The organism is Herbaspirillum sp. Sphag64 (genome assembly GCF_014192645.1).
Lineage (GTDB): Bacteria > Pseudomonadota > Gammaproteobacteria > Burkholderiales > Burkholderiaceae_D > Herbaspirillum.
Map to the genome: position 1 here is coordinate 23,592 of NZ_JACHYE010000018.1, position 25,027 is coordinate 48,618.

The window sequence follows — 25,027 nt, forward strand, 5'->3', positions numbered from 1 at the left end:
TCGGTTGTCCTGAAGAATAAAACTTATTCACAAAGATGCTCTGTACGCCTATTATCCGCACAGGGATTCCGGTGCCGTAGTCCAGAGCAATGTGACCGCATCAAGCGGCCGCGCACCATGTCGAGCAATCGATTTTTGTCAGAGGAAAATATATGCAAGCAATGCAGCAGTCCAACCGCCATTCGCCACGCGCACAAGGCGGCTTCACCTTGATTGAGTTGATGATCGTTATTGCCATTGTCGGCGTATTGGCGATGTTCGCGGTACCGCAATATCGCTCGTACCTGATTCGTACCAAGGTGGTGGATGGTCTGAATCTGGCAGCGCCAGCGAAAATGGCGGTCAGCGAAGCGATTCAGACTAAAGGGAGTTTGGATATCGATCCTACGCGAACCGGCTATACCTTTACGCCGAGTGCTGATATCAAGAATGTCAGCGCTATCACGATTGGAGCGCAAGGGGTTATTACAATCAAGTACGCTGATATTGGCAACAATCTCGACGGAAAGACCATTAATCTGGTGCCTAATGTTAGTGACGCAGCCATTAGCTGGAGTTGCCGTGCTGCTTCGGTAGCTACCCCGCCAGTGGCGAATTCAGGCACATTGCCAGCAGAATTCGCGCCAGAAAACTGCCGTTGATCACTGCCTGGTTGAGCAAAAAAAGCGTGCATTTATGCGCGCTTTTTTATTGTCGAAGAGTTGGATGCAAATAAAAAAATCTAGTGTGAGTCGCCATTCAAGCTTGCGACCACGACCCGGATTTCCCGCCATGCTTTTCTTGCACCCGGATATCGGTCATCACCATACCGCGATCAATCGCCTTGGACATATCGTAAATGGTGAGCAGTCCAACCTGAACGGCTATCAGCGCTTCCATTTCTACGCCGGTCTTGCCCTGTGTTTCTATGCGCGCCTGGCAGGTAATGCTCGCCTGCTTAGCGTTGATCTCGAATTCAACCGATACATGAGTGAGCGCCAGCGGATGGCATAGTGGAATCAGATCGCTGGTGCGTTTGGACGCCATGATGGCCGCGATACGTGCAATTCCCAGGACATCGCCTTTTTTTGCTGTACCTGACTGAATCACAGCGAGCGTAGCTGGCTGCATGCGGATTGTTCCGCTGGCGACGGCAATGCGGTGCGTATCGTTTTTGCCGCCAACATCGACCATGTGGGCTTGTCCCTGTTGATCAAAATGCGTCAACCCAGGCTGCGCGTTATCGGCAACTGGATTGGCAGTATTTTCTGTGGAGGATGGCATTGTGGTCATGGTAAAAAGGGGGGGGGCGAAAATTAGTTTTGCGAAGGTATCATAGCAGGCATTATTCTCAGATCATTTTCTTTATCTTTGGATAAATGCCCGTCTCTTTGTTCAATGTACCTATGTCTTTGAAGAATCCTATGGCACGTCATTTTTCTGCTGCAGTGCGACGATATGTTGCACTCGGTCTGATGCTGGTGGCGTTAATGGATATCAGCATCTTATCGGGACATGCGCAGTCGTTGCCTACGTTGGGCGATACGGAGCGTGAAAATCTGTCGCCCTTGATGGAACGCAAGCTGGGTGAACAAATCATGCGCGATATCCGGCACGATCCCGATTATCTCGATGATGCGCCATTGCTTGAATATCTGAATAATTTTGGTACTGGGCTGGTTGCCGTACGTCCCGAGGTGCGCGGCGAGGCTGGCTTCGATTTCTTTTTCTTTGCAGTACGCGATCCGATGCTCAATGCCTTTGCACTGCCCGGAGGTTTTATTGCCGTGCATTCGGGCTTGTTGCTGGCGGCACAGAGTGAATCGGAGCTGGCATCAGTCATGGCGCATGAGATCGGGCATGTCGCACAGCGTCATATTGCACGTATGCTAGGGCAGCAAAAGCAGAATGGGATAATCCAGTTAGGCGCTTTTGTGCTTGGTGCGCTGGCCGGGTTGGCAAAAGCCGGTAGCGATACGGCAATGGCAACGGTGATGGGTGGCGCTGGAGTTGCCATGCAGCGACAACTCAGTTTCAGCCGCGATGCCGAACGTGAAGCAGATCGAATTGGCTTTCAGATACTGCGTGATGGTGGCTTTGATACCTCGGGTATGGTGGTTTTCTTTGGGCGCATGCAGACCGCGACACGCAGCTTTAGTGAGTCGGTGCCACCGTATCTGCTCACGCATCCTTTGACGACCGAGCGTATGGCAGATATTCAGGCGCGTATCAGGGATGAGCGCTACCGACAACATGCGGATAATCCAGATTTTCAGCTGATTCGGGCCAGGGTTCGTATTCTCCAGAATAATTCATCGCAGGGTCTGCGAGATGCTCAGGAATACTTTGAGGCGCAGCTGCGCCAGAATACCAAGCAGCAAATCATGGCTGCTAATTATGGTTTGGCTTACGCTGCGTATCTCCAGGGTAAATATGCTGCGGCCGAAGGCTTCTTGCAGCAGGCGCGCAATGCCGCGCAATCAATGGTCCCAAGTATGTTGTTCTCGCAGCTGGAAATCGAGATCAAGAGCGCTCAGCGCCAATATCCTGCAGCCCTGAAGCTGGCTGAGGCGCAGTGTGATCAATATCCCTTCTCGCGTGTTGCAGTACATCAGTTCGCACAAGCGCTCATTGAGAATAAGCGGTGGCAGGAAGCTGTGGACTTTTTGCGGGAGGAGTCGCAAATGTACCGACAAGATAAAGCTGTACAAGATGCGCTGGCGAGAGCCTATGCCGGTCAGGGTAAGCTGGCCTTGCAGCACATGGCATTAGCTGAATCCTATGCCTTGGGCGGCAGTCTGCCAGCAGCGATTGAGCAACTTGGCCTGGCACGTACTGCACCGGATGCCACTTTCTATGATCAGTCCATGGTGGATGCTCGGGAACGTGAGCTCAAGGTGAGATGGAAAGATGAGCAGGCTGAGAACGAGGAGTTTAAATAGTACTGCAGCCTACTTAAGCAGTTTCATCAGCACGAGGTTGCGCCACGAATTTGAAGTGCGTTTCCAGAGAATGACTGTCGATGCGCTGAACCGGTAGTATCAAATTACCGCGCCGCCATTCCAGTTGCACACTGGTGCTGCCGTCGAGCCACTGCAGCACTTGCTCTTCGCTGGCGTGCTCGCCCGCGCAGTGCAATCCGGAAAAGAGCGCTGCGCCATCTCTATCGTCGAGCGTTGCCACTTTGTCCGGACTCGCCAGCAGTAGTTGGCCACGCTCTGTGAGCCAGGCTGCGGTGGGTTGCAGCGGTTCATCTGTGTGTAGCTTCAGATCAGCCGTAGGATCTGTGCGCACAATATACGGTGTCAGTTCGAGGTCGACATAAACCCGTTGTGGTCCGTTTTGAAAAAACCAGCGGCCAGTATCGTCGCCGCCATAATTGCGATTGATGAATCCTATCAGGGTCGCGTGATCGATTCTGGTGCCAGGCAGATCGTTCTCCTGTGCGTAAGTGTCACGCATGCGCCAATATCCGCGGGCATCGAGCCGCAGCCAGCCAAAGCAATGTGGCACATTGGGCCACTTGGTCATGGCCTGCCTGACGATGTCATCCATTACGCTTTACCTTCCAGGAAGTGCAGTATGCGACTGGGCAGCCAATCCAGGCTTCCCGGTGGAGCGCCAACGGCAAAGCCTACATGGCCGCCGTGTTGTGGATATTCCAGCTGCACCGCATTCGATGCGCTCTGTGGCAGGTAGCGCTCCGGTAAGAACGGGTCGTTACGTGCATTGAGTACCAGCGTGGGGACGGTAATGTCGTGCAATATATGTTTCGCGCTGGCACGGTCCCAGTAATCTTCGGTATTGGCGTAGCCGTGCAAGGGTGCTGTCACGATATTGTCGAAGGTGTACAGATCACGTGCGCTCAGCAGCGCATTGCGATCGAACAAGCCCGGAAACTGTTGCAGCTTGAGAAGGCACTTTGGCTTGAGTGTTCGCAGGAATGACTGCGTGTAAAGCCGGTTAAATCCTTTGCTGAGTGTCACGCCACCGCCAGCCAGATCAAGTGGCGCTGAAATGGAGCACGCCGCATCCACAAACTCAGCCTCATGTTGAGATTCGCCCAGCCAGCGTAGCAAGGCGTTGCCGCCCAGTGAAACGCCGGCGACATAAAATTTGGTGGCGCCGATGGCCTGAAAATGCGTTTGCAGGCGACGCAAGATCCAGTCAAGCTCTCCGCTATCACCTGAATGGTAGAACCGCGGGGCAAGGTTCAGTTCGCCTGAGCACCCCCGAAAATGCGGGATGACACCAGACCACCCGCGTGCCGCAACGGCGGCCATGAGTGAGCGGCTGTAATGACTGTCTGAAGAACCTTCGAGGCCGTGAAACAGCACCACCATTGGTTGCCCGGGCTGACCATCAACGAAATCGACGTCGATGAAATCCCGGTCGGGCGTTTCCCAGCGTTCGCGCCGGAAGTCAACATTGGGCTTGGTAATAAAGAGCGCTGGATAGATGGTTTGAAGATTGCCGCCAGGTAGCCAGCGGGGAGGGCTGTATTGCATCATCAGGTTGGTTGAATTGAAACTGTGTCTTGGTATGTGCTGGGATCAATGCAGCATGGTCTCGGCAATGGGCTCCGTCGGCGCAGGGCCGGGAGCCACCGACGCATGGTGCATGACCATGCGCCATCCTTGTGCCGTTTTCAAGTAAATGTTAGTCGCAACGATGTGAATCTCCGCCATCACATTCTCAGGTCGGGCAATTTCTTCGATGACGCTGTGAATGGCCGTGGTCATGGAGTGGGTCGCATGCAATTGGCGAGGTTGGATATGCAGTCCGCCACGTGACAGAATCTCTTCCCAGGTATTGCGGATGGCTACATGTCCAACCAGTCTCGTTGCGCCAGGGTGGATACAGACGATTTCCTCGTCCTCAGCCCATAGACGCATCAGCGCTTCGATATCGGCGCGTGCCAGCGCGTCATAGTAGGCAGCTTCAATTTCATCAGGGGAACCTTGTATCAGTTTGACGCGTGGCATGGTATCTCCGGCGAAGAATGCCAAAAGGGCCAACGCGTTTGCTGGCCCTCCATTCCAGAATTTCCTTGTGGTCTGATCCTCTGCTCAGTGCGCTTTAACGACCGCGCCCGGCTTGAGCTGATATTGCGTGCCACAGTAAGGGCATTTGGCCGCGCCGTGATCGTCCAGTTCAAGGAATACGCGCGGATGGGATGACCATTGCGGCATATTCGGATTGGGGCAGTGGGCCGGCAGGTCCTTGCCATCGAGTTGGACTGGCTGGGTTTGTTGTTGGGTGCTCATATTGTTCTCCGGGGTGTTATAACTAAAATTGCTTAATCTAAAACTAATCCTTAGCTAACGCTGAAGCTGCAGTCTGTCTTCAGACCAGCGTCAGCCAATGTTGATATTGTGGTGCTTTGCCAGACACCACGTCAAAGAACAGTGCCTGCAGTTTTTCGGTAATTGGGCCGCGTGCGCCGTTACCAATGGTACGGTTGTCGAGTTCCCGAATCGGGGTAACTTCGGCTGCGGTGCCGGTAAAGAAGGCTTCATCGCTGCAATACATCTCGTCACGCGTGATACGTTTTTCGATCACCTCGATGCCGAGGTCGCGGGCCATGGTCAGAATGGCGTCACGGGTAATGCCGTCGAGACAGGAAGCCAGGTCTGGCGTGTAAAGCTTCCCGTTCTTGACGATGAAAACATTTTCTCCCGATCCTTCGGAGACGTAGCCATCGGTGTCGAGCAGCAAGGCCTCGTCGTAGCCGTCGGTCAATGCTTCCTGATTGGCCAGGATCGAATTGATGTAATAGCCGGAAGCCTTGGCGCGCACCAGCGAGACGTTGACGTGGTGTCGGGTGAACGAGGACGTTTTCACGCGAATACCTTTGTTGATGCCGTCTTCACCCAGATAAGCGCCCCATGGCCACGCTGCGATTGCGACGTGAATGCGGTTGCCTTTGGCGGAGACGCCAAGTTTTTCGGAGCCAATCCAGATCAATGGTCGCAAGTAGCACGACTCCAAATGGTTTTCTCTGACGACCTGCAGTTGTGCCTGGATAATGGTTTCCTGATCGAACGGAACTTGCATCTGGAAGATTTTTGCCGAATTGAACAGGCGCTGTGTGTGTTCCTTGAGGCGGAAAATCGCCGTGCCCTGCGGCGTCTTATAGGCGCGTACGCCCTCAAAGACACCCATACCGTAATGCAGCGTATGGGTCAGCACGTGGATGGTGGCATCGCGCCAGTCAATCAATGCGCCGTCCTTCCAAATTTTTCCGTCGCGGTCAGCCATGGACATAATGGAAATCTCCAATCAAATGAGAGTGCGGATCAAGTGAATCAAAGTCATCATTTTAACGGAAGCAGGCCTCAAAAAGTTTCTTCTGCGATTTGTGTTTGCTGTAGATAAACCTCCCGGAGTGTGATTCTTTACGCAGGCTTCGCTCACTTTAGTCGGGTTGTCCATGCTGCTGTTGCCGGTGCTGTACGGATGCTGCAAAAACCATGCTGGGAGCAGGGCGGGTGGAGTAAAATAACGCCTTTTTGCCCCTCCTGGATTACGCATAAAAATGAAATTCAACCGACTCAGCGATCTGATCTCCGCCAATGCGCTGCAAGGCAAACGTGTCTTTATCCGTGCAGATCTCAATGTTCCGCAAGATGATGCTGGTAATATCACCGAAGATACACGCATCAGGGCTTCGGTTCCGGCAATTCGTCAGGCCCGTGATGCTGGTGCAGCTGTCATGGTGACTTCGCATCTGGGTCGGCCGGTTGAGGGAGAGTTCAAGCCTGAGGATTCGCTGGCACCTGTCGCCAAGCGCCTGTCTGAACTCTTGGGTGCAGAGGTCAAGCTGGTTGCTGACTGGACCGATGGTGTTAGTGTTTCTCCTGGGCAAGTCGTATTGTTGGAAAATTGCCGCTTGAACAAGGGCGAGAAAAAGAATAACGACGAACTTGCGCAAAAAATTGCCAAATTGTGCGATATCTACGTCAATGACGCCTTTGGTACTGCGCATCGTGCTGAAGCCACGACCCATGGCGTTGCCAAGTTTGCACCGATTGCTTGTGCCGGCCCGCTGCTGGCGGCAGAACTGGATGCGTTGGGCAAGGCGCTTAATCAACCCGCACGGCCACTGGTGGCGATTGTCGCCGGCTCGAAAGTATCGAGCAAATTGACTATTCTGAAAGCGTTGGCGGACAAGGTCGATAACCTGATCGTCGGCGGTGGTATTGCCAATACCTTCATGCTGGCATCTGGTCTGAACATCGGCAAATCGCTGGTGGAAGCGGACCTGGTGGAAGAAGCGCGCGCCATTATTGACATGATGGCAAAGCGTGGCGCGTCCGTGCCGATTCCGGTTGATGTTGTCTGTGGTAAGGAGTTCTCACCGAGCGCCGTTGCGACGGTCAAGGACGCGGCCGATGTTGCCGACGATGACATGATTTTTGATATTGGTCCCAAGACCGCGAAGCTGCTGGCGGAACAACTCGGCAAGGCAGGTACCATCGTATGGAACGGCCCTGTGGGCGTGTTTGAGTTTGATCAGTTTGGTGCTGGTACCAAAGCCCTGGCGCACGCCATTGCTGACTCCTCTGGTTTTTCAATTGCGGGTGGCGGCGATACGCTGGCAGCAATTGCTAAATATGGCATTACGGACAAGGTTGGTTATATTTCGACCGGTGGCGGTGCTTTCCTCGAGTTTCTGGAAGGTAAGACCTTGCCTGCCGTGGAAATACTGCTACAGCGCGCACAATAATCACGAACGACAAGTAATTGCAGTACCTGGAAGCGAACCCAATAAAACAAGAATGCAGCTTCTTTAACCTCGCCAAGAGAAAGATATCAATGAGAGCCACCAAGATTGTTGCCACTATCGGCCCAGCATCCAGCGACAGGGAGACACTGACTCGGATGATCAAGGCCGGCGTTGACGTCGTACGTCTGAATTTTTCGCACGGCAAAGCACAGGATCACATCGATCGTGCCAAGCTGGTACGTGAAGTAGCAGATACCTGTGGCCGTAAAGTCGCCATCATGGCCGATCTGCAAGGTCCGAAGATCCGTGTTGGCAAGTTTGAAAACGGCAAGATTGTGCTCGCCAACGGTGACAAATTCATTCTCGATTCCGATTGCGAATTGGGTAATCAAGAGCGCGTAGGTCTCGACTACAAGGCATTGCCACGTGATTTGCGCGGCGAAGATGTTTTGTTGCTCAACGATGGTCTGATTGTGCTGGTGGTGGAGCGCGTGTTCGGCAATGAGATTCATACAGTCGTCAAGATCGGTGGTGAACTGTCTAACAACAAGGGTATCAACCGTCAGGGCGGTGGTTTGTCTGCACCGGCACTGACCGCCAAGGACATGGACGATATCAAGACGGCGATGAGCTTTCAGGCTGACTACGTGGCAGTGTCCTTCCCCAAGAATGCGACCGACATGGAAATGGCACGTCAGCTTGGTAACGTTGCTGGCGAACCCTATGGTCACAAGCCAATGATGATCGCCAAGATCGAGCGTGCGGAAGCGATTCCGTTGCTGCAGGAAATCCTGGATGCCTCCGATGGCATCATGGTCGCGCGTGGCGACCTGGCGGTTGAAGTTGGCAATGCCGCTGTTCCCGGTTTGCAAAAGCGCATGATCAAGATGGCGCGTGCGTCCAACAAACTGGCAATCACCGCGACTCAGATGATGGAATCGATGATCGTCAATGCCGTACCGACTCGTGCGGAAGTATCGGATGTGGCCAATGCGGTGCTGGACGGTACCGATGCCGTGATGACTTCCGCAGAAACCGCATCCGGCAAGTATCCGGTTGAGACGATTGAAGCCATGTCGTCGATCTGTCTTGCCGCTGAAAAATCAGAAGACTGCAAGCTGGATGCCGATTTCCTGAATCTGCAGTTCACCCGTATTGATCAGTCGATTGCCTACGGCGCGTTGTTTACTGCCCACCACTTACGCGTCAAGGCAATTGCTGCGTTGACCGAGTCTGGCTCCACTGCACTGTGGATGAGCCGACACAATATTGATGTTCCTATTTTTGCTATTACCCCCAATGTCGCCACCCGTCAGAAGGCAGCGTTGTTCCGCAATGTCCGTACTTTTGAGCTGGCGCAGTCGACCGACACAGAAGTCGTGTTGAAGGGCGTTCAGGACTTGCTGCTGGCGCAGGGCGTGGTGCAAAAAGGGGATTTGATCGTCGTGACCTGGGGTGAGCCGATTGGCCAAGTCGGTGGCACCAATGCGCTGAAAATACTCAGGGTCGGCGAGTACTGATTTTTATCGTTCTGGAGTTTTATCATGCCTCTCGTATCAATGCGTCAATTGCTGGACCACGCCGCTGAAAACAGCTACGGTCTGCCAGCTTTCAACGTCAACAACCTGGAGCAGGTCGCTGCGATCATGCAGGCCGCCGATGAAGTCGGTGCGCCGGTGATCATGCAAGCTTCTGCCGGTGCTCGAAAGTATGCTGGCGAAGCCTTCCTGCGTCATCTGATTGAGGCAGCGGTGGAGGCCTATCCGCATATCCCTGTTGTGATGCATCAGGACCATGGCCAGTCGCCAGCTGTCTGCATGGCAGCGATCAAATCCGGCTTTACTTCGGTGATGATGGATGGTTCCCTGATGGAAGATGGCAAGTCAGTTGCCAGTTATGAGTACAACGTGGAAGTGTCGCGCAAGGTGGTAGAGTTTTCGCACGCGATCGGTGTCACGGTGGAAGCGGAGCTGGGTGTTCTCGGCTCGCTGGAAACCATGATGGGTGACAAGGAAGATGGTCATGGTGCCGATGGCAAGATGACCCGTGAGCAGCTGCTTACCGATGTCGCGCAAGCCGCCGATTTTGTCAAGCTGACTCAGTGCGATGCACTGGCAATTGCCATTGGAACTTCGCATGGTGCCTACAAGTTCTCGCGTAAGCCGACTGGCGATATTCTGGCGATTGATCGCATCAAGGAAATCCACGCACGCATTCCCAATACGCACCTGGTGATGCATGGTTCTTCTTCCGTACCGCAGGAACTGCTGGCCGAAATTCGCCAGTTCGGCGGTGACATGAAGGAAACCTACGGTGTTCCTGTGGAAGAAATCCAGGAAGGTATCAAGCACGGCGTTCGCAAGATCAATATCGATACCGATATCCGTCTGGCGATGACTGGCGCGGTACGTCGCTATCTGGCTGAAAATCCGTCCAAGTTTGACCCACGTGACTTCCTCAAGCCAGCGCGCGAAGCTGCCAAGCTGGTGTGTAAGGCACGTTATCTGTCCTTCGGCTGCGAGGGGCAAGCAGGCAAGATCAAGGCAATTCCGCTGGAAAAAATTGCCGAGAAATACAAGAAGGGCGAGCTGTCGCAAATCGTGCAGTAAGCGATCACGCGCCACATGCGACCGGGACCTGGATTTACCAGTCCCGGTTTTTTGACTTTAAAGGTGGGTGGAAAATGGTAGTGCAATGACAAGCGCAGCCGCTCCAGAGCCACTCACAGATTGATCGGAATCATCATGACCAGCCTCTACAAAACTTCTATTTCATCCCTGCCTCTGCTGGGCAATGGCAAAGTGCGTGACAACTATGCCGTTGGCGATGACAAACTGTTGATCGTCACCACTGACCGCCTGTCGGCGTTCGATGTCATCATGAATGAACCTATTCCCGGTAAGGGCAAGGTGCTGAACCAGATGTCGGATTTCTGGTTCGAGAAGCTGGGCCATATTGTTCCCAATCATCTGACCGGTGTTGCTCCGGAAACTGTGGTTGCGGCTCATGAAATCGAACAGGTGCGCGGCCGTGCCGTCGTGGCCAAGCGCCTCAAACCGATTCTGGTAGAGGCCGTCGTGCGTGGTTACATCATTGGTTCCGGCTGGAAGGATTATCAGGAAAGTGGCGCCATCTGCGGCATTCAATTGCCAGCAGGATTGCAACAGGCCGCCAAACTGGAGCAGCCAATTTTCACCCCTGCGGCGAAGGCTGATCTCGGTGAGCACGATGAGAACATCAGCTTTGCAGAAATGGAAAAGCGTATCGGTAGCGAACTGGCCAACAAAATGCGTGACATCAGCATCAAGCTGTATCAGACAGCAGCCGATTATGCTGCCACCCGCGGCATCATCATCGCTGATACCAAGTTCGAATTTGGTTTGGACGACAATGGCGTATTGCATCTGATGGATGAGGTTTTGACTGCGGATTCTTCGCGCTTCTGGCCTGCGGATAGCTATCAGGTCGGTATCTCTCCGCCATCGTTCGATAAGCAGTTTGTGCGCGATTACCTGGAAACTGTCACTACCTGGAAGAAGACCCCGCCTGCGCCGGCACTGCCGGCAGAGGTCATTGAAAAGACCGGTGCAAAGTATCGTGAAGCGCTGGAGCGCCTGACCGGCAATCCACTGAAAGATTAAGGATCAACATGAGCCAGAACAATGCACAGACGCCGGTGGTCGGTGTCGTCATGGGATCGTCGTCCGACTGGGATGTGATGCAACATGCAGTTGCCATTCTGAAGGAATTTGGTATCCCGCACGAAGCCCAGGTCGTGTCTGCACACCGTATGCCAGATCAGATGTTCGCCTATGCGGAACAGGCGCGTGGACGTGGTTTGCGCGCGATTATTGCCGGTGCCGGTGGCGCAGCCCATCTGCCGGGCATGATTGCAGCCAAAACGATCGTGCCGGTACTGGGCGTGCCTGTACCTTCCAAATATTTGCGCGGCGAAGACTCACTGCTGTCGATTGTGCAAATGCCCAAGGGAATTCCGGTGGCCACCTATGCCATTGGTGAAGCTGGTGCTGCCAACGCTGCGTTGTCGGCGATCGCCATGTTGGCGACAACGGATGATGCCCTGGCAGCCAGACTCGAAGATTTCCGTGTCAAGCAGACTCAAGTTGCGCTGGAGATGAAGTTACCGTTATGAACGCATCGCAGTCCTCATCGTCATCTCAACTGGCCGCTAACAATAGTGTAGCGTTGCCCACCACGACGCCGGCCACCTGGCTCGGTGTCATGGGCGGCGGTCAGCTTGGCCGGATGTTTGCACATGCCGCACAGGCTATGGGTTTCAAAGTTGCCGTGCTGGAGCAGGAGTTGGATTGTCCTGCAGGGCAAGTAGCGGATCGCTTGATCCGTACCGCATACACCGACGCCGAAGGTCTGGCTCAGCTGGGTAGCCTGTGCAGCGCGGTAACCACCGAATTCGAGAATGTGTCTGCGCAGAGCCTGGCGACATTGGCCGCTAAGACCTATGTCGCACCGGCTGCCAATGGAGTATCGATTGCGCAAGATCGGATTGCCGAGAAGCGCTTCTTTGTTGAGAGCAGCAGTGCTTCGGGTGTTCACCCTGCGCCGCACAAGACGATTGCTTCTGACGCCGATATTGCAGCGATTACCGAAGATCTCTTGCCGGGGATTTTGAAGACGGTCCGTATGGGGTATGACGGCAAAGGGCAGGTACGTGTACGTAGCGTCGATGAGGTGCGCGCTGCGTTTGCCGATATGGGTGGTGTGATCTGTCTGCTCGAAAAGATGCTGCCACTGGCCTACGAAGTGTCTGTGTTAGTAGCGCGTGGCGCCGATGGTGCCGCGGTAGTGTACCCGATTGCGGAGAATGTGCATCGTGATGGTATTTTGTTCACTACCACCGTACCTTCTGACCATGTTGCTCCCAGCGTTGCCAAGCAGGCGCAGGATGCGGCGCTCTCGCTGATCTCGCGACTCGATTATGTCGGTGTCTTGTGCATTGAATTTTTCGTGCTGAAAGATGGTTCGCTGGTGGTCAACGAGATGGCGCCACGACCTCACAATAGCGGTCATTACACCATCGATGCCTGCATTACCAGTCAGTTCGAGCAGCAGGTACGGGCAATGGCACGACTGCCACTGGGTGATGTGCGACAGCACTCACCTGCTGTGATGCTCAATATCCTTGGTGACGTATGGTATCCAGAGAATGGTGCAGAAGTGCGCGAGCCGGACTGGGACAAGATTTTGGCGCTGCCTGGAGCGCATTTGCACCTGTACGGCAAGGCTGAGGCACGACGCGGTCGTAAAATGGGACACATCACCTTTGTTGCGCCGACTTTGGCTGAGGCGCAAGCGCAATTAAGCATCGCATGCCAGATTTTGGGTATCGCAGGATAAGGACGCTCTCATGACAGCAATCGATATGGCATCGATCAAATTGGCTGCCCGCAAGCTTGAGCAGGGCAAGTTAGTGGCGTTTCCAACCGAGACCGTCTATGGCCTTGGTGGCGATGCCGAGAATGCTGCGGCGATCACCGACATTTATACTGCCAAGGGACGGCCATCCAATCATCCTGTGATTGTGCATATCGCTCCCGAGGCGGACATCGCTTATTGGGCAGCGAGCGTACCGGCCCAGGCACGCGCGCTGATCGCAGCGTTTTGGCCCGGACCGTTGACCTTGATTCTGAAGCGGGCTGCTCAGATACCGGCGGCGGCTTCAGGTGGGCAGGATTCTATTGGCGTCAGATGTCCATCGCATCCCGTGGCACAGGCATTGCTGCGAGAGTTCAAAGGCGGCAAGGGCGGTGTCGCTGCACCATCCGCCAATAAATTTGGTCATGTGAGTCCAACCACTGCACAACATGTGCGTGATGAGTTCAGTAGCGTCAACGATGTCTTGCTGGACTATATTCTCGATGGTGGCCAGAGCGAAGTCGGTATTGAGTCCACGATTCTCGATTTGTCGCGTATCGAGACCCATGGCGCGGTGTTATTGCGCCCAGGACAGATTACGGTCGATCAGATCGCGGCCGTCCTTGGCGCACCTCCGAATTTGCCCGATGCAACCGCACCACGCGCCTCCGGCACGCTGGATGCACATTACGCACCCCAGACTCCCGTTGCGCAGGTAGCGGCTGAAGACTTATCTGCTGTCTTGAATGCCTTAAGCCAGCGTGCCATCAAAGCTGCACTGATGCAGCGCAATATGCGTGTCTCATCCATCGAACATGTGATCACAATGCCCCAAGATGCCGAGCATTACGCGCACGATCTTTACTCGGGTTTGCGTGAGCTTGATCAGCGCCAGGCAAAGGTTATCTTGGTTGAGGCATTGCCGCAGACCGCAGCATGGCAAGGGATCAATGATCGGCTGCGACGCGCAGCGTTTGATTCCACAGGGATATTGTCGCGTTTGCTATCAACTTAGCGTGCTTTTTTCTGGCGTCGATACACGGAAAAAATAAACAATTTTCGGTTGTTAAAAAAATACACGTCTATACAAAGCGCTTCAAAGCTGGCATAGTATTCTCAAAGAATAGCACGCACGTTCGTTTTAAATCGCAAGCAAAAAACGGAGGTGCCGATATTGTTTCAAGCGTGCACAAGAACACGTCGGAAAAATCGCTGCTCCTGCAGCAAAAAACGAAACTATTTATAAAATTCGGGCGCAGCCCTTAAAACACGGAGACGACACATGAAAAAACAAGCCACACTTTTGCCTAAAATCGCTGCATTGTCCGTTCTGGCCGCATTTGCTGCGCCTGTCATGGCGCAACAGGCTGGTGACAATATCGTCAGTGCAGGTTGGTTTCATATTGTTCCACAAGATTCAAGTACAGGTATCACCGTCGCAAGCGGCACTGGGGCTGGTACTTACACGTCGACAGCGCATTCCGCTGTAAGCAACGGCAACACCCTCGGTCTCGCGCTGACGCATTTTTTTACAGATAATATTGCTGTTACGCTTGATGGTGGTATCCCGCCAGAATTTACCTTGTACGGCAAAGGATCCTTGGCATCCTTCGGGGAGATTGGTAACGCCAAGCAATGGAGTCCAGCGGTTGTTGCCAAATATTACTTCGGCTCACCACAAGATAAATTTCGTCCATTTGTCGGCGCTGGTGTCTCTTACATTACCTACTCTGATGTTCATCTCTCAAATGGATTCCAGCAGTACGCAGGTGGTGAAAGCGTGAATAGTGCGTTGACAGGCGGGACTGCGTCAGCCTCTTTGAGTTCGTCTGTCGCGCCTGTGATTTCTGCTGGTGCAACGTATAACCTCACCGATCGACTGTCGATTGGTTTATCGGTGTCATATTTGAAATTCAAGACGGACGCAACGATTACTGGTAATACGACTGCTACAGCACAAGCTGCTGGTGTTTCTTCAACGATCGTCTACAAAACAAGCATCACCATCAATCCTGTCGTCAGCTTCGTTTCGCTAGGCTACAAGTTCTAGGATTGATCGCACGAATAAAAAAAGCGCCGATTCGGCGCTTTTTTTATTTCCTTACTATGGAGTGAAAGTCACAGATTCATCCCATTGTTTTCGTGAACTGGCCATTGTGATAAATCAGTGGTGCTTGCGGGGACACTTCACAATGCTCGACTTCGCCGACAAAAATCACATGATCGCCTTCTGGATAGCGGCTACGATTATGGCACTCAAACCAGGCAGACACACCTTTCAAGATGGGTTGGCCAGTCCGTGACAGCGCATACTCAACACCCTTGAAGCGGTCGCCCGACTTGCGCGAAAACTGCTCTGCCAATCCCGCCTGCTCGGCACCCAGAATATTGATCACATAGTGCGAATTGCCAGAAAAAACAGGCATGCTGCTGGACTTTTCTCCCAAGCTCCATAGAACGAGTGGCGGGGTCAATGAAACTGAATTGAACGAACTCGCAGTCAGACCTATCAAACTACCGTCCTCCAGACGAGTCGTAATAATCGTAACGCCGGTGGCGAATTGCGATAAGGCTTTACGGAAATGAGCGCTATCGAAGTTGCGCGAAGCAGCGCGTGGCGAGCGTGAATGCATGTGGGGCCTGTTGATTCGATACTAACAAACAAGCATTATGCACAATTTTTGCAGCGCAGTATTGCGGTGCCGTATTGTTGGTGGAACGGCCTTGTGGCCGCAGTGCAAAAAAAGCTGGCAATTGTTAGTATGCTGGAAAGACTCAAAAGTTTGAACGTCAATGTGACGGCATTCATGCTGGCAGAGGTAATTGCTTAGCCCGGAATCTACACACCCAGGAGCAGATCATGGACACTGCAGTAAAACGATCAACAGAAACAGCAATACTCGGCGGAGGATGTTTCTGGTGCCTTGAAGCGGTATATCAGCAGCTCAAAGGAGTAGTACATGTCGAGTCTGGTTATACCGGAGGCCAGGTCAAAAATCCGACCTATGAGGAAGTGTGCCATGGTGAAACAGGCCATGCCGAGGTGGTCAAGCTCAGTTTTGACCCGCAGGTGATTAGTTTCAGAGAAATTCTCGAAGTGTTTTTTACCATTCATGACCCGACAACGCTTAATCGCCAAGGTAACGACGTCGGCACGCAATATCGGTCTGTTATCTATTATCAATCCAGCGATCAGCAAGAGATTGCCAAACAGATCATCGCCGAGATGGCATTGGTCTGGGATGCGCCTGTCGTGACCGAATTAAGTCCTGCAGAAACCTATTACAAGGCTGAGGACTATCATCAGAACTATTTTCAGCAGCATCCCTTCCAAGGCTATTGTGCGTTCGTCGTAGCACCTAAACTGGCTAAATTTCGCGAAGTTTTCACCGAAAAAAGTAAAGCCGAGTAATTCAGGTTTTTAGTTTCACTTATCGGGTGCGTAAATATATTGGCGGGATTGCGGCAGAGCGTTTGCGGGACGATTCGCTTTGCCGCAAACCACCTGATAAAGCGAAATCCAGTCCTGATTGAAACCATGCGCACTACCTGCCAGATAGATTCGCCAGATACGGTAATGCCTTTCATCAGTAATTTTGCGAATCATTTCAGCATGATTCTCAAAATTATCTGCCCATATGCTGCAAGTACGTGCGTAGTGCCGCCTTAGGTTTTCTACGTCGAATGTTTCCAAACCACCTTGTTGGATGGCCCTCAACACCAGGCTGATATGCGGCAGTTCGCCCGCAGGAAATACATATTTATCAACAAACTCACCGCCACCATAAGGTGACTCGCCATTTTCGATGTCAGTAGTCGTAATTCCATGATTCATTGCCAGGCCATCATCGGCGAGCAGTGCATTGATACGTGAAAAATACATTGGCAAATTTTTTAGTCCAACATGCTCGAACATACCAACGCTGGTGATGCGTTTGAACGTGCCGGTGACATCACGATAGTCTTGTAGACGAATGTCGATGCGGTCACTCAGGCCAGCTCTTGCGACCCGCTCTTTGGCGAGTGCATATTGATTTTCTGATAGGGTGATGCCAACGCAACGTGCGCCATATTTTTCGGCTGCTCGCAAAACGAGAGCACCCCAGCCACAGCCAATATCGAGCAAGGTATCGCCGGGACGAACCTGGATCTTGGTCAGGATATGGTCAATTTTTTTTAATTGCGCAGTGGCCAGATCTTCATCGCCATTTTCAAAATAGGCGCATGAGTAGACCATATTCTCATCGAGGAATAGCCGGTAGAAGTCGTTTGAGACATCGTAGTGATAGCGAATCGCCTCAGCATCCCTTTCCTTGCTATGCTTGACGATCCGGGCGATGCGACCCAGTTTGCCATTGGCTTTCAAGGTCCTCGCCGCTAAGGTGTTGGCCACGCTGATAATACTCCCGAGTGGCCCTTCTACATCGATTTTGCCCTCGACGTAGGCTTCGCCCAGATTCGATAGCGAGGGTTTGAACAGATAGGTAAGCGCTGATACGTCGGGCACACGCAAGGTCACTTGTGGTGTGCCGTCACTGAAGTCGAATTGCCTTCCGTTCCATAACTCGAGCCTTAGTGGTATTGCTGACGCGTGGCGAATTTCTTGAACCCAATTGGTAAGCTTCTTTTCCCAAAACACGATCCTTCCTCCGTGCAAGTGATGTGATGCAATACCAGCGCTTTAGCAAGTTCCTTGAATAAGTCAGGGTTGCAGGCGCTGCCGATTCCAGGTGCCGTCTTGTTGCAAAGTATAGAGCACGCGGTCATGCAGGCGGGACCGACGACCCTGCCAGAATTCAAGCGCTTCTGGCACGACGCGGTAACCACCCCAATGCTCTGGACGCACTGGATGTTCTCCATATTGCTGCTCTGCTGTGGCAAATTGCGCCTCCAGCGTTTCCCTACGATCGATAACTTGACTCTGCTGTGAGGCAATTGCGCCAAGCTGACTACGCAACGGGCGACTGGCAAAATAATTGTCGTTTTCGCCCGCCCCAAGCTTTTCTATCCTGCCTTCGATACGTACCTGACGCTCCAGCTCAACCCAGTGAAACAGCAAGGCCACATGGGGATGTTGCTCAATATCTTGTCCCTTGCGGCTGAGATAGTTGGTGAATAGTGAGAAGCCGCTTGCATCCACCTGTTTGAGCAGCACGATGCGTGATGACGGTTTGCCGTCCGCGCCCACCGTCGACAGCCCCATGGCAGTAGGTTCTGGTATCTCAGCCTTGATCGCTTCTTCAAGCCAGATTGAGAATTGTAGGATCGGATCGGCGGATACCTCCAGTTCAGACAAACTGGCACGACTATAGTCCTTGCGAAGGTCGGCTATCGACATATGTTTGATCTTTCTTTCAAGACTGCGCTAGATTAGCGCGATTTTATAAAATCTGCAGGCAGGGTCTTTAAAAATTGCGAGTTGTCAATTGCACTATCCCGCTGCAAAGCCATGCAATTATGCGTGACATCGGCATGGCAACATATGACGTAGAACAAAAAAGGCTGATGCATTAATCATGCATCAGCCTTCTGTTGTCTCTGATTCGCGACTAGGTCATCTTGGGTACTTGATGTCACCAGCGTGCTGCCCGTCTGTACAACTTCAAGGGGTTGCCACAATATGGAACTTGATCGTCACTTCATCGGCGACCATGCTGGTGTCTTTCCAGTCGCCTTCACCAATATTGAAGCTCAAACGCTTGATGGGCAAGCTGCCATCGAATATCTGTGCGTTTCCGTCTTTTTTAACAGTGAGTGGAAACTGGACATCGATTGTCTTGCCTTTGATGGTTAGCTTGCCAGTTACATCATATTTGGTACCCGCTGGTGCTCCTGCAGATGGCTTGATTGTGCTGGCAACAAAGCCGGCCTTGGGAAACTGGGCAGCGTTGAACCATTCCTTTTTCAACACTTCCTTGTTGTACTCTGGATCACCCAGGTCAAAGCTCGGAATATCGATGTCAACGCCGGCTTTTGCCATTGCTGGTTTGGTCACGTCGAAATCGATCAGCGCTTTGAAGCTCTTGAACTTGGCTTCAACAGGCACGTTCATTTGTTTGAAAACAGCGGTTACGGTACTTTTGGTCGGATCCGTCTTGAGCGGCGCTGCGATGACGCCAGAGGTCATGGTCAGCGCGGTGATGGTGCCGGCGAGAATAAGGGACAGGCGAGAAATCATGGAATTTCCTTGTAAAAGAATTTCAGGGAAGGATGCGTTTGAAGATGCCATCGCGATCAATGAATTGATGCTTCAGGGCCGCCAGTACATGGAGGCAGACAACCGCGAGCAATGTCATGTTCAGCCAGTAATGGACCAGTTTGAGCAGTGGCTTGAGCTGGGGATCTGGTGCCATGAAGACTGGCAGCGGGAACAGGCCCAGGTAGACCACCGGTACACCGGCTGACAGTGTGTAGATATAGCCGGATACAGGAATGGCAAACATCAATACATAAAGCAGCGCGTGCAGATGATGTGCTGCTTTTTGCTGCCATTGTGGCATATGCGCAGGATAAGCCGGCGCCGCGTGGGTGAGACGCCAGAGCAGGCGTAGACAAGCTAGCCCCAGTACGGTAACGCCCATCCATTTGTGCCAGGAAAAATATTTGAGTTTGGTTGGTGTGAGTCCAGGGATATCCACCATGGTCAGACCAAGCGCAAACGCGGCGATGATCAGCAGGGCAATAATCCAGTGCAACAAGACGGCAGGTTTTGTGTAGCGTTCCATGATGGAGGGGGTTGTTTGATGTTGCGCTATCGAGAGGATCAAATGGAAGGCAGTTCCGCTTGATCCCGGGCCATATTAAATGTTTTTAGCCAGCGTCATTGCCGAGCCAATGTAGTTGGCAGGCGTCATCGCCAGCAACTGGTCCTTGGCTTGCTGCGGGATGGCCAAACCATTGATGAAGTCGCGTAATGCCTCTTTGGAAATACCCTTGCCGCGGGTCAGTTCCTTGAGCTGCTCATAGGGATTTTCAATGCCATAGCGACGCATCACGGTTTGAACCGGTTCCGCCAGCACTTCCCAGGTGGCATCGAGATCTTCTGCCAGGCGCACAGGATTGACTTCGAGCTTATTGAGGCCGCGCAGGCAGCTGTCGTAAGCGAGGACCGCATAACCAAAGGCGACACCAATATTACGCAGGACTGTTGAATCTGTCAGGTCACGCTGCCAGCGAGATACGGGGAGTTTTTCAGAAAGATGCTTGAGTACCGCATTGGCCATGCCGAGGTTGCCTTCGGAGTTTTCAAAGTCGATAGGGTTGACCTTGTGTGGCATGGTTGACGAGCCGATTTCACCCGCCTTGGTACGTTGCTTGAAGTAGCCGACCGAAATGTAACCCCAGATATCGCGATTCAGGTCGAGCAGAATGGTGTTGGTACGCGCAATCGCATCGAACAGCTCTGCCATGTAATCATGTGGCTCGATCTGAATGGTGTAGGGATTGAATACGAGCCCGAGACGCTGCTCGATCACGTTTTTGGAGAAGGCAGCCCAATCAGTTTCCGGATAGGCAGACAGGTGGGCGTTGTAATTGCCAACCGCACCGTTCATCTTGCCGAGGATCTCAACACTGGCGATGCGCTGTACAGCCCGTTGTAGACGTGCAACGACGTTGGCGATTTCCTTGCCTAGCGTGGTGGGGCTAGCGGGTTGGCCATGAGTGCGCGACAGCATTGGCACCGCAGCGTGCTCGTGCGCCAGTTCAGTCAGCTTGTCGACCAGTCCTTGCAATGCTGGCAGGACGACACTCTCACGTGCTGCTTTGAGCATCATGCCGTGGGAGGTATTGTTAATGTCCTCAGAAGTGCAGGCGAAGTGGATGAATTCCGAGGCTGCGACCAGTTCAGGTACGTCCTTGACCTTTTCCTTGAGCCAATATTCGACTGCCTTCACGTCGTGATTGGTAACGGCTTCAATTTCCTTGATGCGCGCTGCATCGGCTTCAGTGAAGTCGCTTGCTAACTTATCCAGCAGTGCCGATGCGCTTGCCGAAAATGGCTTGATTTCGGCAAAACCTGCAGCAGACAATGCTTGCAACCAGGCAATCTCAACCTTTACACGATGGTGCATAAAACCGGCTTCCGACAGAATTGGACGCAATTTGTCGGTTTTTGAGGCATAACGACCGTCGAGTGGTGAGAGAGCGGAAAGTGGGGACAGGGACATGATGAACAGAGGAGTGATGTACGTTGAAATAAGAAGACTGGCCAGCGGGAGGACATGCATAGCCGGATTTGTCTGCGTCAAAGGGAGATTTTACCATTCCCCCGAAATCTGTATGGGGACTGCTGCGGTGCACGCTTGTTCACATGATCGCGTTTTAGCCGATGCTATAATCAAAACGGATTATTACAAGAAACCCTATGAAACTGATTGCCTCGCTGAGAAGCCCCTTCGTTCGCAAGGTCCGCATTGTCATGGCGGAAAAAAAGATCGATTACGAGCTCGTGCTGGAAGACGTGTGGGCCGAAACTACCACGATCCAGCAATTCAATCCGTTGGGCAAGGTTCCCTGTCTGATGATGGATGACGGTGGTGCCATGTTTGATTCGCGCGTCATCGCGGAGTATCTCGATGTCTTGACACCGGTTGGCAAGCTGCTGCCGGCAGGCGGCCGAGATAGGGCCGAAGTCAAGTGCTGGGAAGCCCTTGCGGATGGCCTGCTTGATGCGGCTATCCTGGTATTTCGCGAAAAACAACGTCCTACGCGTCAGCAGAGTCCGGAATGGATCAGGCGCCAATGGAGCAAGGTTGAGGCTGCCTTACACGCCATGGCGGTTGGTCTGGGTGAAAAGTCGTATTGTGTCGGTAATCATTATTCGCTAGCCGATGTTGCGGTGGGCTGTGCGCTGGGGTGGCTGGATTTTCGGTTTCCGGAAACGGACTGGCGCGAGCCCTATCCAGAGCTTGAGCGTTTGTTTGAGAAACTGTCGGAGCGCCAGTCGTTCAAGGACACTGTGCCCGGTTAGGAGCAGCTTTGCCATTTGCGGCCAGGCAATAAAAAAGCGCGATTTGATCGCGCTTTTTTGCTTTTCAGTAACTGCTATCGATATCTGATCGCCTGAAAAATCGCATCACTCTTCAATGATTTGCGTTTGCAGGTAGTTTTGGATGCCGATTTTATCGATGATGTCGATCTGTGTTTCGAGCCAGTCGATATGCTCTTCAGTGTCATCCAGAATCAACTGGAACAACTCGCGTGACACATAGTCCGCCTGTTGTTCACAGGTGGCGATACCTTCCTTGACTGTTTTTTGTGCGGCTTTTTCCAGTTTCAGGTCGCATTCCAGCATTTCCGCCGTGTTTTCTCCGATCATCAACTTGTGCAATGCCTGCAGATTCGGAAGACCGTCCAGCATCAGGATGCGATCAATCAGCTTGTCGGCATGTTTCATTTCACCGATCGATTCGGCGTATTCCTTTTTTGCGATTTTTTCGAAGCCCCAGTGCTTATACATACGAGCATGCAAAAAATACTGATTAATGGCTGTCAGTTCATTGGTCAGTTGCGCATTGAGCAACTTCAGGACTGCTGGATCGCCTTTCATAGCTACCTCTTGGAAAATGGTGTGGGAGAACGAGACTGTCTGGCATGTCGATTGTTTTTTTGCAATCAACCTTTGCTGCCGGGCAGCTCAATGGGCGGATCATAACGCAGTAGAGAAGACAGATCAGCAATATTTAGCGCGAATCATTCTTGCCTTTGTTTGAGCTTGCGATCAGTTCAAAATTGAAAAAGCCCCCATCAGATTCGATGGAGGCTTGAAGATTGGCGTGGGTTGGCTTTATTTGGCTTTTGGATCCGTGACAAAGCCAATTTTAGTCAGTCCGCCCGATTGTGCTGCAGCCATGACCTGGGCTACTTTTTCATACTGAGTCGTACGTTCGGCGCGTAAATGCAGTTCCGGTTGCGGCTGCTTCTTGGCAGCGTTAGCAAGGCGAAGCGTCAATTGATTGGAGTCGATCAGTTCGTCGTTCCAGTACAGCTTGCCTAATGCATCGATCGCTAGATTGATATTTTGGGGCTTGGCCTCTTCCGGCTGATTGCTGGCATGTGGCAAATCAATTTTGACAGCATGATTCATGACAGGGATGGTGATGATGAAAATAATCAACAGCACTAGCATGACGTCGACCAACGGCGTCGTGTTGATCTCCGGATTGAAGTCGTCCTCGCCATCGGACAATGATCCCATGGCCATTATTTGCCTCCTACTGCGGTCAGCTTGGCACTTTTGCTATTCCCGTTCTGACCGTCCTCTGAGCTGGTGCGCGCACCAGTGACGAACAGTGCATGCAAGTCGAAGCCGAACTTGTTGAGCTTAGCGATAGTGGTTTTGTTGCCGCGGACCAGTGCGTTGTAGCCGAAGGTTGCAGGAATAGCGACGGCCAGACCTAAGGCTGTCATGATCAGCGCTTCGCCGACTGGGCCGGCAACCTTGTCGATACTAGCCTGGCCAGAGGTGCCAATCGAGACCAAGGCATGGTAAATGCCCCAGACGGTGCCGAACAGGCCAACAAATGGAGCTGTCGAGCCGACTGATGCGAGTACGGCCATACCTGCCTGTAATTTCCCTGACGCTTCATCAATTGCCTGACGCAAGGAGAGTGTGATCCAGTCGCTCACTGAGAGTTGGTCATGCAGATGGCCTTTGTGGGCGGCATGATGCGTCATTGCGGTCACGCCAACTTTGGCGACATCGGAAAAAGGATTGTCATTGCCAAGCGTTGCAACGCCCTCTGGCAGACTGGTGGTATCCCAGAAGGTATGTCCAGCTGCCGCCGAGGCGCGACGAAAACGCAGTAACTGAAATGCTTTGGTAACAATGACATACCATGATGCGATAGACATCGAGAGCAGCAGTATGGCGACGCCTTTGGTAACAAAATCACCTTGTGCCCAGAGGCTCTGCAATCCGTATGGACTTACTTCCATGTTGACTTCCTTTGTGTTGAATTTGATGAACTAACGATCCAGCTTGAAATTGATGACGCCGGTGGTCGATACCAGGATCGGCTTGCCATCTTCGATATAGGGTTTAAACACAGCGCGCATAACTGCGCGTTTAGCCTCGTCATCAAGCCGCGTAAAGCCGGAACTTTTGATGATTTCCACTTTTTCTGCTTTTCCACTGGTATTGACCAGAACCCGAAATTGCACCACGCCTTGTTCGCCCAGCCGACGAGATGCCGGGGGATAGGTCACTGCCGGAGACTCGATATATTCAATACCTGAAGTGATCTGCTTTGGTAACACTGGGCCCGGCGGCGATGCCGGTGCCGCAGGGGCGGGAACTGCCGCTGGTGCAGGTTCGGCATGTTGCGGTGGTGTTGTGGGCAAGCTTACTGCCGTCGGTGCCGGCGCTTGTGTCAACGGTATCGGAGGTTGCGGGACAGATTTTTTTACCGTCGGCACGACTTTGGGCGGTGCTGGAGGCGTCTTGGCTGGTGTTGGCTCAGGTGCGTGTTCAGGTGTGAGGAAAGATACCAATACATCCTTTGGCGCGACACTGCTGACCTGAAGCGTGAGGCCGCTTTGTAGTGCATAAAAAAAGGCCACGTGCAGCAGGACTATGAGACCTAATAAACTAACTTTTTGGCTTTGCTTCAATAGGGGCTGAAGCTGGTAATAAGTGCTGCGCATGATGAAAGACAGTGCAAAAACGATGGTTTCAGGCAGACATAGCGCGGTGAAATACCACGCTCTGCAACGGCGAACGGGTTTGACTGACGCTGCTCAGGCATTCTCGCAAGACTTGTTTGGCACAGCTGTGGCATTTGCCGCAGCAAGTACCAACTCCCAGCTCTTTGCGCAACTCTGCCATCGAGTGCATTCCAGAACTGACGGCTTGGTGAATCTTTCCCTCGGAGACATTGTGACAAACACAGACAATCATTTTATGCCTTGCTACCTGGCTCTGCA

The 25,027-nt window shown here is 52.7% G+C and carries 29 protein-coding genes; 12 read left to right on the forward strand and 17 right to left on the reverse strand.

Annotated elements, in window-relative coordinates:
* Positions 1–152 precede the first annotated feature (152 nt).
* Complete coding sequence (locus tag FHW66_RS19185) at positions 153–641, forward strand: pilin (RefSeq protein ID WP_183381441.1); 489 nt, start codon at positions 153–155, stop codon at positions 639–641.
* Between the two features lie 97 nt (positions 642–738).
* On the opposite strand, the gene moaC is transcribed toward FHW66_RS19185, so the two are convergent.
* Positions 739–1,263 carry a cyclic pyranopterin monophosphate synthase MoaC gene (gene moaC / locus FHW66_RS19190; RefSeq protein ID WP_183381442.1) on the reverse strand — a complete coding sequence of 175 codons (525 nt, stop codon included), beginning with the start codon at positions 1,261–1,263 and terminating at the stop codon, positions 739–741.
* 140 nt (positions 1,264–1,403) lie between these two features.
* Here moaC and FHW66_RS19195 point away from each other — a divergent pair, with 140 nt between their 5' ends.
* On the forward strand, positions 1,404–2,921 hold the full coding sequence (locus FHW66_RS19195; protein WP_255459073.1) for a M48 family metalloprotease: 1,518 nt from the start codon (positions 1,404–1,406) through the stop codon (positions 2,919–2,921).
* 13 nt (positions 2,922–2,934) lie between these two features.
* On the opposite strand, the gene FHW66_RS19200 is transcribed toward FHW66_RS19195, so the two are convergent.
* From FHW66_RS19200 to FHW66_RS19220, 5 genes are all read right to left on the reverse strand, one after another.
* Positions 2,935–3,534, reverse strand: coding sequence for a DUF2946 family protein (locus FHW66_RS19200; protein WP_183381444.1), 600 nt, complete (start codon positions 3,532–3,534; stop codon positions 2,935–2,937).
* Positions 3,534–4,487, reverse strand: coding sequence for a YheT family hydrolase (locus FHW66_RS19205; protein WP_183381476.1), 954 nt, complete (start codon positions 4,485–4,487; stop codon positions 3,534–3,536). The genes FHW66_RS19200 and FHW66_RS19205 overlap by 1 nt, the downstream gene beginning before the upstream one ends.
* Before the next feature lie 45 nt (positions 4,488–4,532).
* Complete coding sequence (locus tag FHW66_RS19210; RefSeq protein WP_183381445.1) at positions 4,533–4,964, reverse strand: nuclear transport factor 2 family protein; 432 nt, start codon at positions 4,962–4,964, stop codon at positions 4,533–4,535.
* An 84-nt stretch (positions 4,965–5,048) separates the two neighbouring features.
* Positions 5,049–5,246, reverse strand: coding sequence for a zinc-finger domain-containing protein (locus tag FHW66_RS19215; protein WP_183381446.1), 198 nt, complete (start codon positions 5,244–5,246; stop codon positions 5,049–5,051).
* A gap of 79 nt (positions 5,247–5,325) precedes the next feature.
* The gene (locus FHW66_RS19220; protein ID WP_183381447.1) at positions 5,326–6,246 is read right to left on the reverse strand and encodes a branched-chain amino acid transaminase; all 921 of its coding nucleotides are present in this window, start codon (positions 6,244–6,246) and stop codon (positions 5,326–5,328) included.
* 271 nt (positions 6,247–6,517) lie between these two features.
* Between FHW66_RS19220 and FHW66_RS19225 the strand changes: the two genes are divergently transcribed.
* The 8 genes from FHW66_RS19225 to FHW66_RS19260 all read left to right on the forward strand — a co-directional run bounded on the left by FHW66_RS19225 (position 6,518) and on the right by FHW66_RS19260 (position 15,152).
* Positions 6,518–7,708, forward strand: coding sequence for a phosphoglycerate kinase (locus tag FHW66_RS19225; protein WP_183381448.1), 1,191 nt, complete (start codon positions 6,518–6,520; stop codon positions 7,706–7,708).
* Between the two features lie 89 nt (positions 7,709–7,797).
* On the forward strand, positions 7,798–9,228 hold the full coding sequence (pyk, locus tag FHW66_RS19230; RefSeq protein ID WP_183381449.1) for a pyruvate kinase: 1,431 nt from the start codon (positions 7,798–7,800) through the stop codon (positions 9,226–9,228).
* 24 nt (positions 9,229–9,252) lie between these two features.
* Complete coding sequence (gene fba / locus FHW66_RS19235) at positions 9,253–10,317, forward strand: class II fructose-bisphosphate aldolase (RefSeq protein WP_183381450.1); 1,065 nt, start codon at positions 9,253–9,255, stop codon at positions 10,315–10,317.
* A 135-nt stretch (positions 10,318–10,452) separates the two neighbouring features.
* Positions 10,453–11,349 (forward strand): phosphoribosylaminoimidazolesuccinocarboxamide synthase, encoded by an 897-nt coding sequence (locus FHW66_RS19240; RefSeq protein ID WP_183381451.1) that lies wholly within the window; start codon positions 10,453–10,455, stop codon positions 11,347–11,349.
* An 8-nt stretch (positions 11,350–11,357) separates the two neighbouring features.
* Positions 11,358–11,861, forward strand: coding sequence for a 5-(carboxyamino)imidazole ribonucleotide mutase (gene purE, locus FHW66_RS19245; RefSeq protein ID WP_183381452.1), 504 nt, complete (start codon positions 11,358–11,360; stop codon positions 11,859–11,861).
* Complete coding sequence (locus FHW66_RS19250; RefSeq protein ID WP_183381453.1) at positions 11,858–13,084, forward strand: 5-(carboxyamino)imidazole ribonucleotide synthase; 1,227 nt, start codon at positions 11,858–11,860, stop codon at positions 13,082–13,084. Before purE ends, FHW66_RS19250 begins: the two co-directional genes overlap by 4 nt.
* Positions 13,085–13,094: 10 nt before the next feature.
* Positions 13,095–14,117 (forward strand): L-threonylcarbamoyladenylate synthase, encoded by a 1,023-nt coding sequence (locus FHW66_RS19255; RefSeq protein WP_183381454.1) that lies wholly within the window; start codon positions 13,095–13,097, stop codon positions 14,115–14,117.
* 267 nt (positions 14,118–14,384) lie between these two features.
* The gene (locus FHW66_RS19260) at positions 14,385–15,152 is read left to right on the forward strand and encodes an OmpW family protein (protein WP_183381455.1); all 768 of its coding nucleotides are present in this window, start codon (positions 14,385–14,387) and stop codon (positions 15,150–15,152) included.
* 76 nt (positions 15,153–15,228) lie between these two features.
* Here the strand turns inward: FHW66_RS19260 and FHW66_RS19265 are convergent, their stop codons facing one another.
* The gene (locus FHW66_RS19265; RefSeq protein WP_183381456.1) at positions 15,229–15,735 is read right to left on the reverse strand and encodes a flavin reductase family protein; all 507 of its coding nucleotides are present in this window, start codon (positions 15,733–15,735) and stop codon (positions 15,229–15,231) included.
* Between the two features lie 227 nt (positions 15,736–15,962).
* Between FHW66_RS19265 and msrA the strand changes: the two genes are divergently transcribed.
* Positions 15,963–16,514 carry a peptide-methionine (S)-S-oxide reductase MsrA gene (gene msrA, locus FHW66_RS19270; protein ID WP_183381457.1) on the forward strand — a complete coding sequence of 184 codons (552 nt, stop codon included), beginning with the start codon at positions 15,963–15,965 and terminating at the stop codon, positions 16,512–16,514.
* A gap of 15 nt (positions 16,515–16,529) precedes the next feature.
* Here msrA and FHW66_RS19275 read toward each other — a convergent pair whose 3' ends face one another.
* The 5 genes from FHW66_RS19275 to purB all read right to left on the reverse strand — a co-directional run bounded on the left by FHW66_RS19275 (position 16,530) and on the right by purB (position 21,270).
* Complete coding sequence (locus FHW66_RS19275) at positions 16,530–17,741, reverse strand: cyclopropane-fatty-acyl-phospholipid synthase family protein (RefSeq protein WP_183381458.1); 1,212 nt, start codon at positions 17,739–17,741, stop codon at positions 16,530–16,532.
* Positions 17,742–17,804: 63 nt separating this feature from the next.
* The gene (gene pdxH / locus FHW66_RS19280) at positions 17,805–18,440 is read right to left on the reverse strand and encodes a pyridoxamine 5'-phosphate oxidase (RefSeq protein WP_183381459.1); all 636 of its coding nucleotides are present in this window, start codon (positions 18,438–18,440) and stop codon (positions 17,805–17,807) included.
* Positions 18,441–18,704: 264 nt separating this feature from the next.
* Complete coding sequence (locus FHW66_RS19285; RefSeq protein ID WP_255459077.1) at positions 18,705–19,229, reverse strand: YceI family protein; 525 nt, start codon at positions 19,227–19,229, stop codon at positions 18,705–18,707.
* Between the two features lie 73 nt (positions 19,230–19,302).
* Positions 19,303–19,827 (reverse strand): cytochrome b, encoded by a 525-nt coding sequence (locus FHW66_RS19290; RefSeq protein ID WP_183381460.1) that lies wholly within the window; start codon positions 19,825–19,827, stop codon positions 19,303–19,305.
* A 75-nt stretch (positions 19,828–19,902) separates the two neighbouring features.
* Positions 19,903–21,270, reverse strand: a complete 1,368-nt coding sequence (gene purB / locus FHW66_RS19295) for an adenylosuccinate lyase (RefSeq protein WP_183381461.1) — start codon at positions 21,268–21,270, stop codon at positions 19,903–19,905.
* Between the two features lie 197 nt (positions 21,271–21,467).
* Here purB and FHW66_RS19300 point away from each other — a divergent pair, with 197 nt between their 5' ends.
* Positions 21,468–22,073 carry a glutathione S-transferase N-terminal domain-containing protein gene (locus FHW66_RS19300; protein WP_183381462.1) on the forward strand — a complete coding sequence of 202 codons (606 nt, stop codon included), beginning with the start codon at positions 21,468–21,470 and terminating at the stop codon, positions 22,071–22,073.
* Positions 22,074–22,178: 105 nt separating this feature from the next.
* On the opposite strand, the gene bfr is transcribed toward FHW66_RS19300, so the two are convergent.
* The 5 genes from bfr to FHW66_RS19325 form a co-directional block, all read right to left on the reverse strand.
* Entirely contained in the window at positions 22,179–22,652 is a 474-nt protein-coding gene (gene bfr / locus FHW66_RS19305) for a bacterioferritin (RefSeq protein ID WP_183381463.1), read from the reverse strand.
* Between the two features lie 237 nt (positions 22,653–22,889).
* Entirely contained in the window at positions 22,890–23,306 is a 417-nt protein-coding gene (locus FHW66_RS19310; RefSeq protein ID WP_183381464.1) for a biopolymer transporter ExbD, read from the reverse strand.
* A complete protein-coding gene (locus FHW66_RS19315; RefSeq protein WP_183381465.1) occupies positions 23,306–24,040 on the reverse strand; it encodes a MotA/TolQ/ExbB proton channel family protein in 735 nt (244 codons plus the stop codon). Before FHW66_RS19315 ends, FHW66_RS19310 begins: the two co-directional genes overlap by 1 nt.
* 30 nt (positions 24,041–24,070) lie before the next feature.
* Entirely contained in the window at positions 24,071–24,748 is a 678-nt protein-coding gene (locus tag FHW66_RS19320) for an energy transducer TonB (RefSeq protein WP_183381466.1), read from the reverse strand.
* Positions 24,749–24,776: 28 nt separating this feature from the next.
* The gene (locus FHW66_RS19325; RefSeq protein WP_183381467.1) at positions 24,777–25,001 is read right to left on the reverse strand and encodes a bacterioferritin-associated ferredoxin; all 225 of its coding nucleotides are present in this window, start codon (positions 24,999–25,001) and stop codon (positions 24,777–24,779) included.
* Positions 25,002–25,027: the final 26 nt, after the last annotated feature.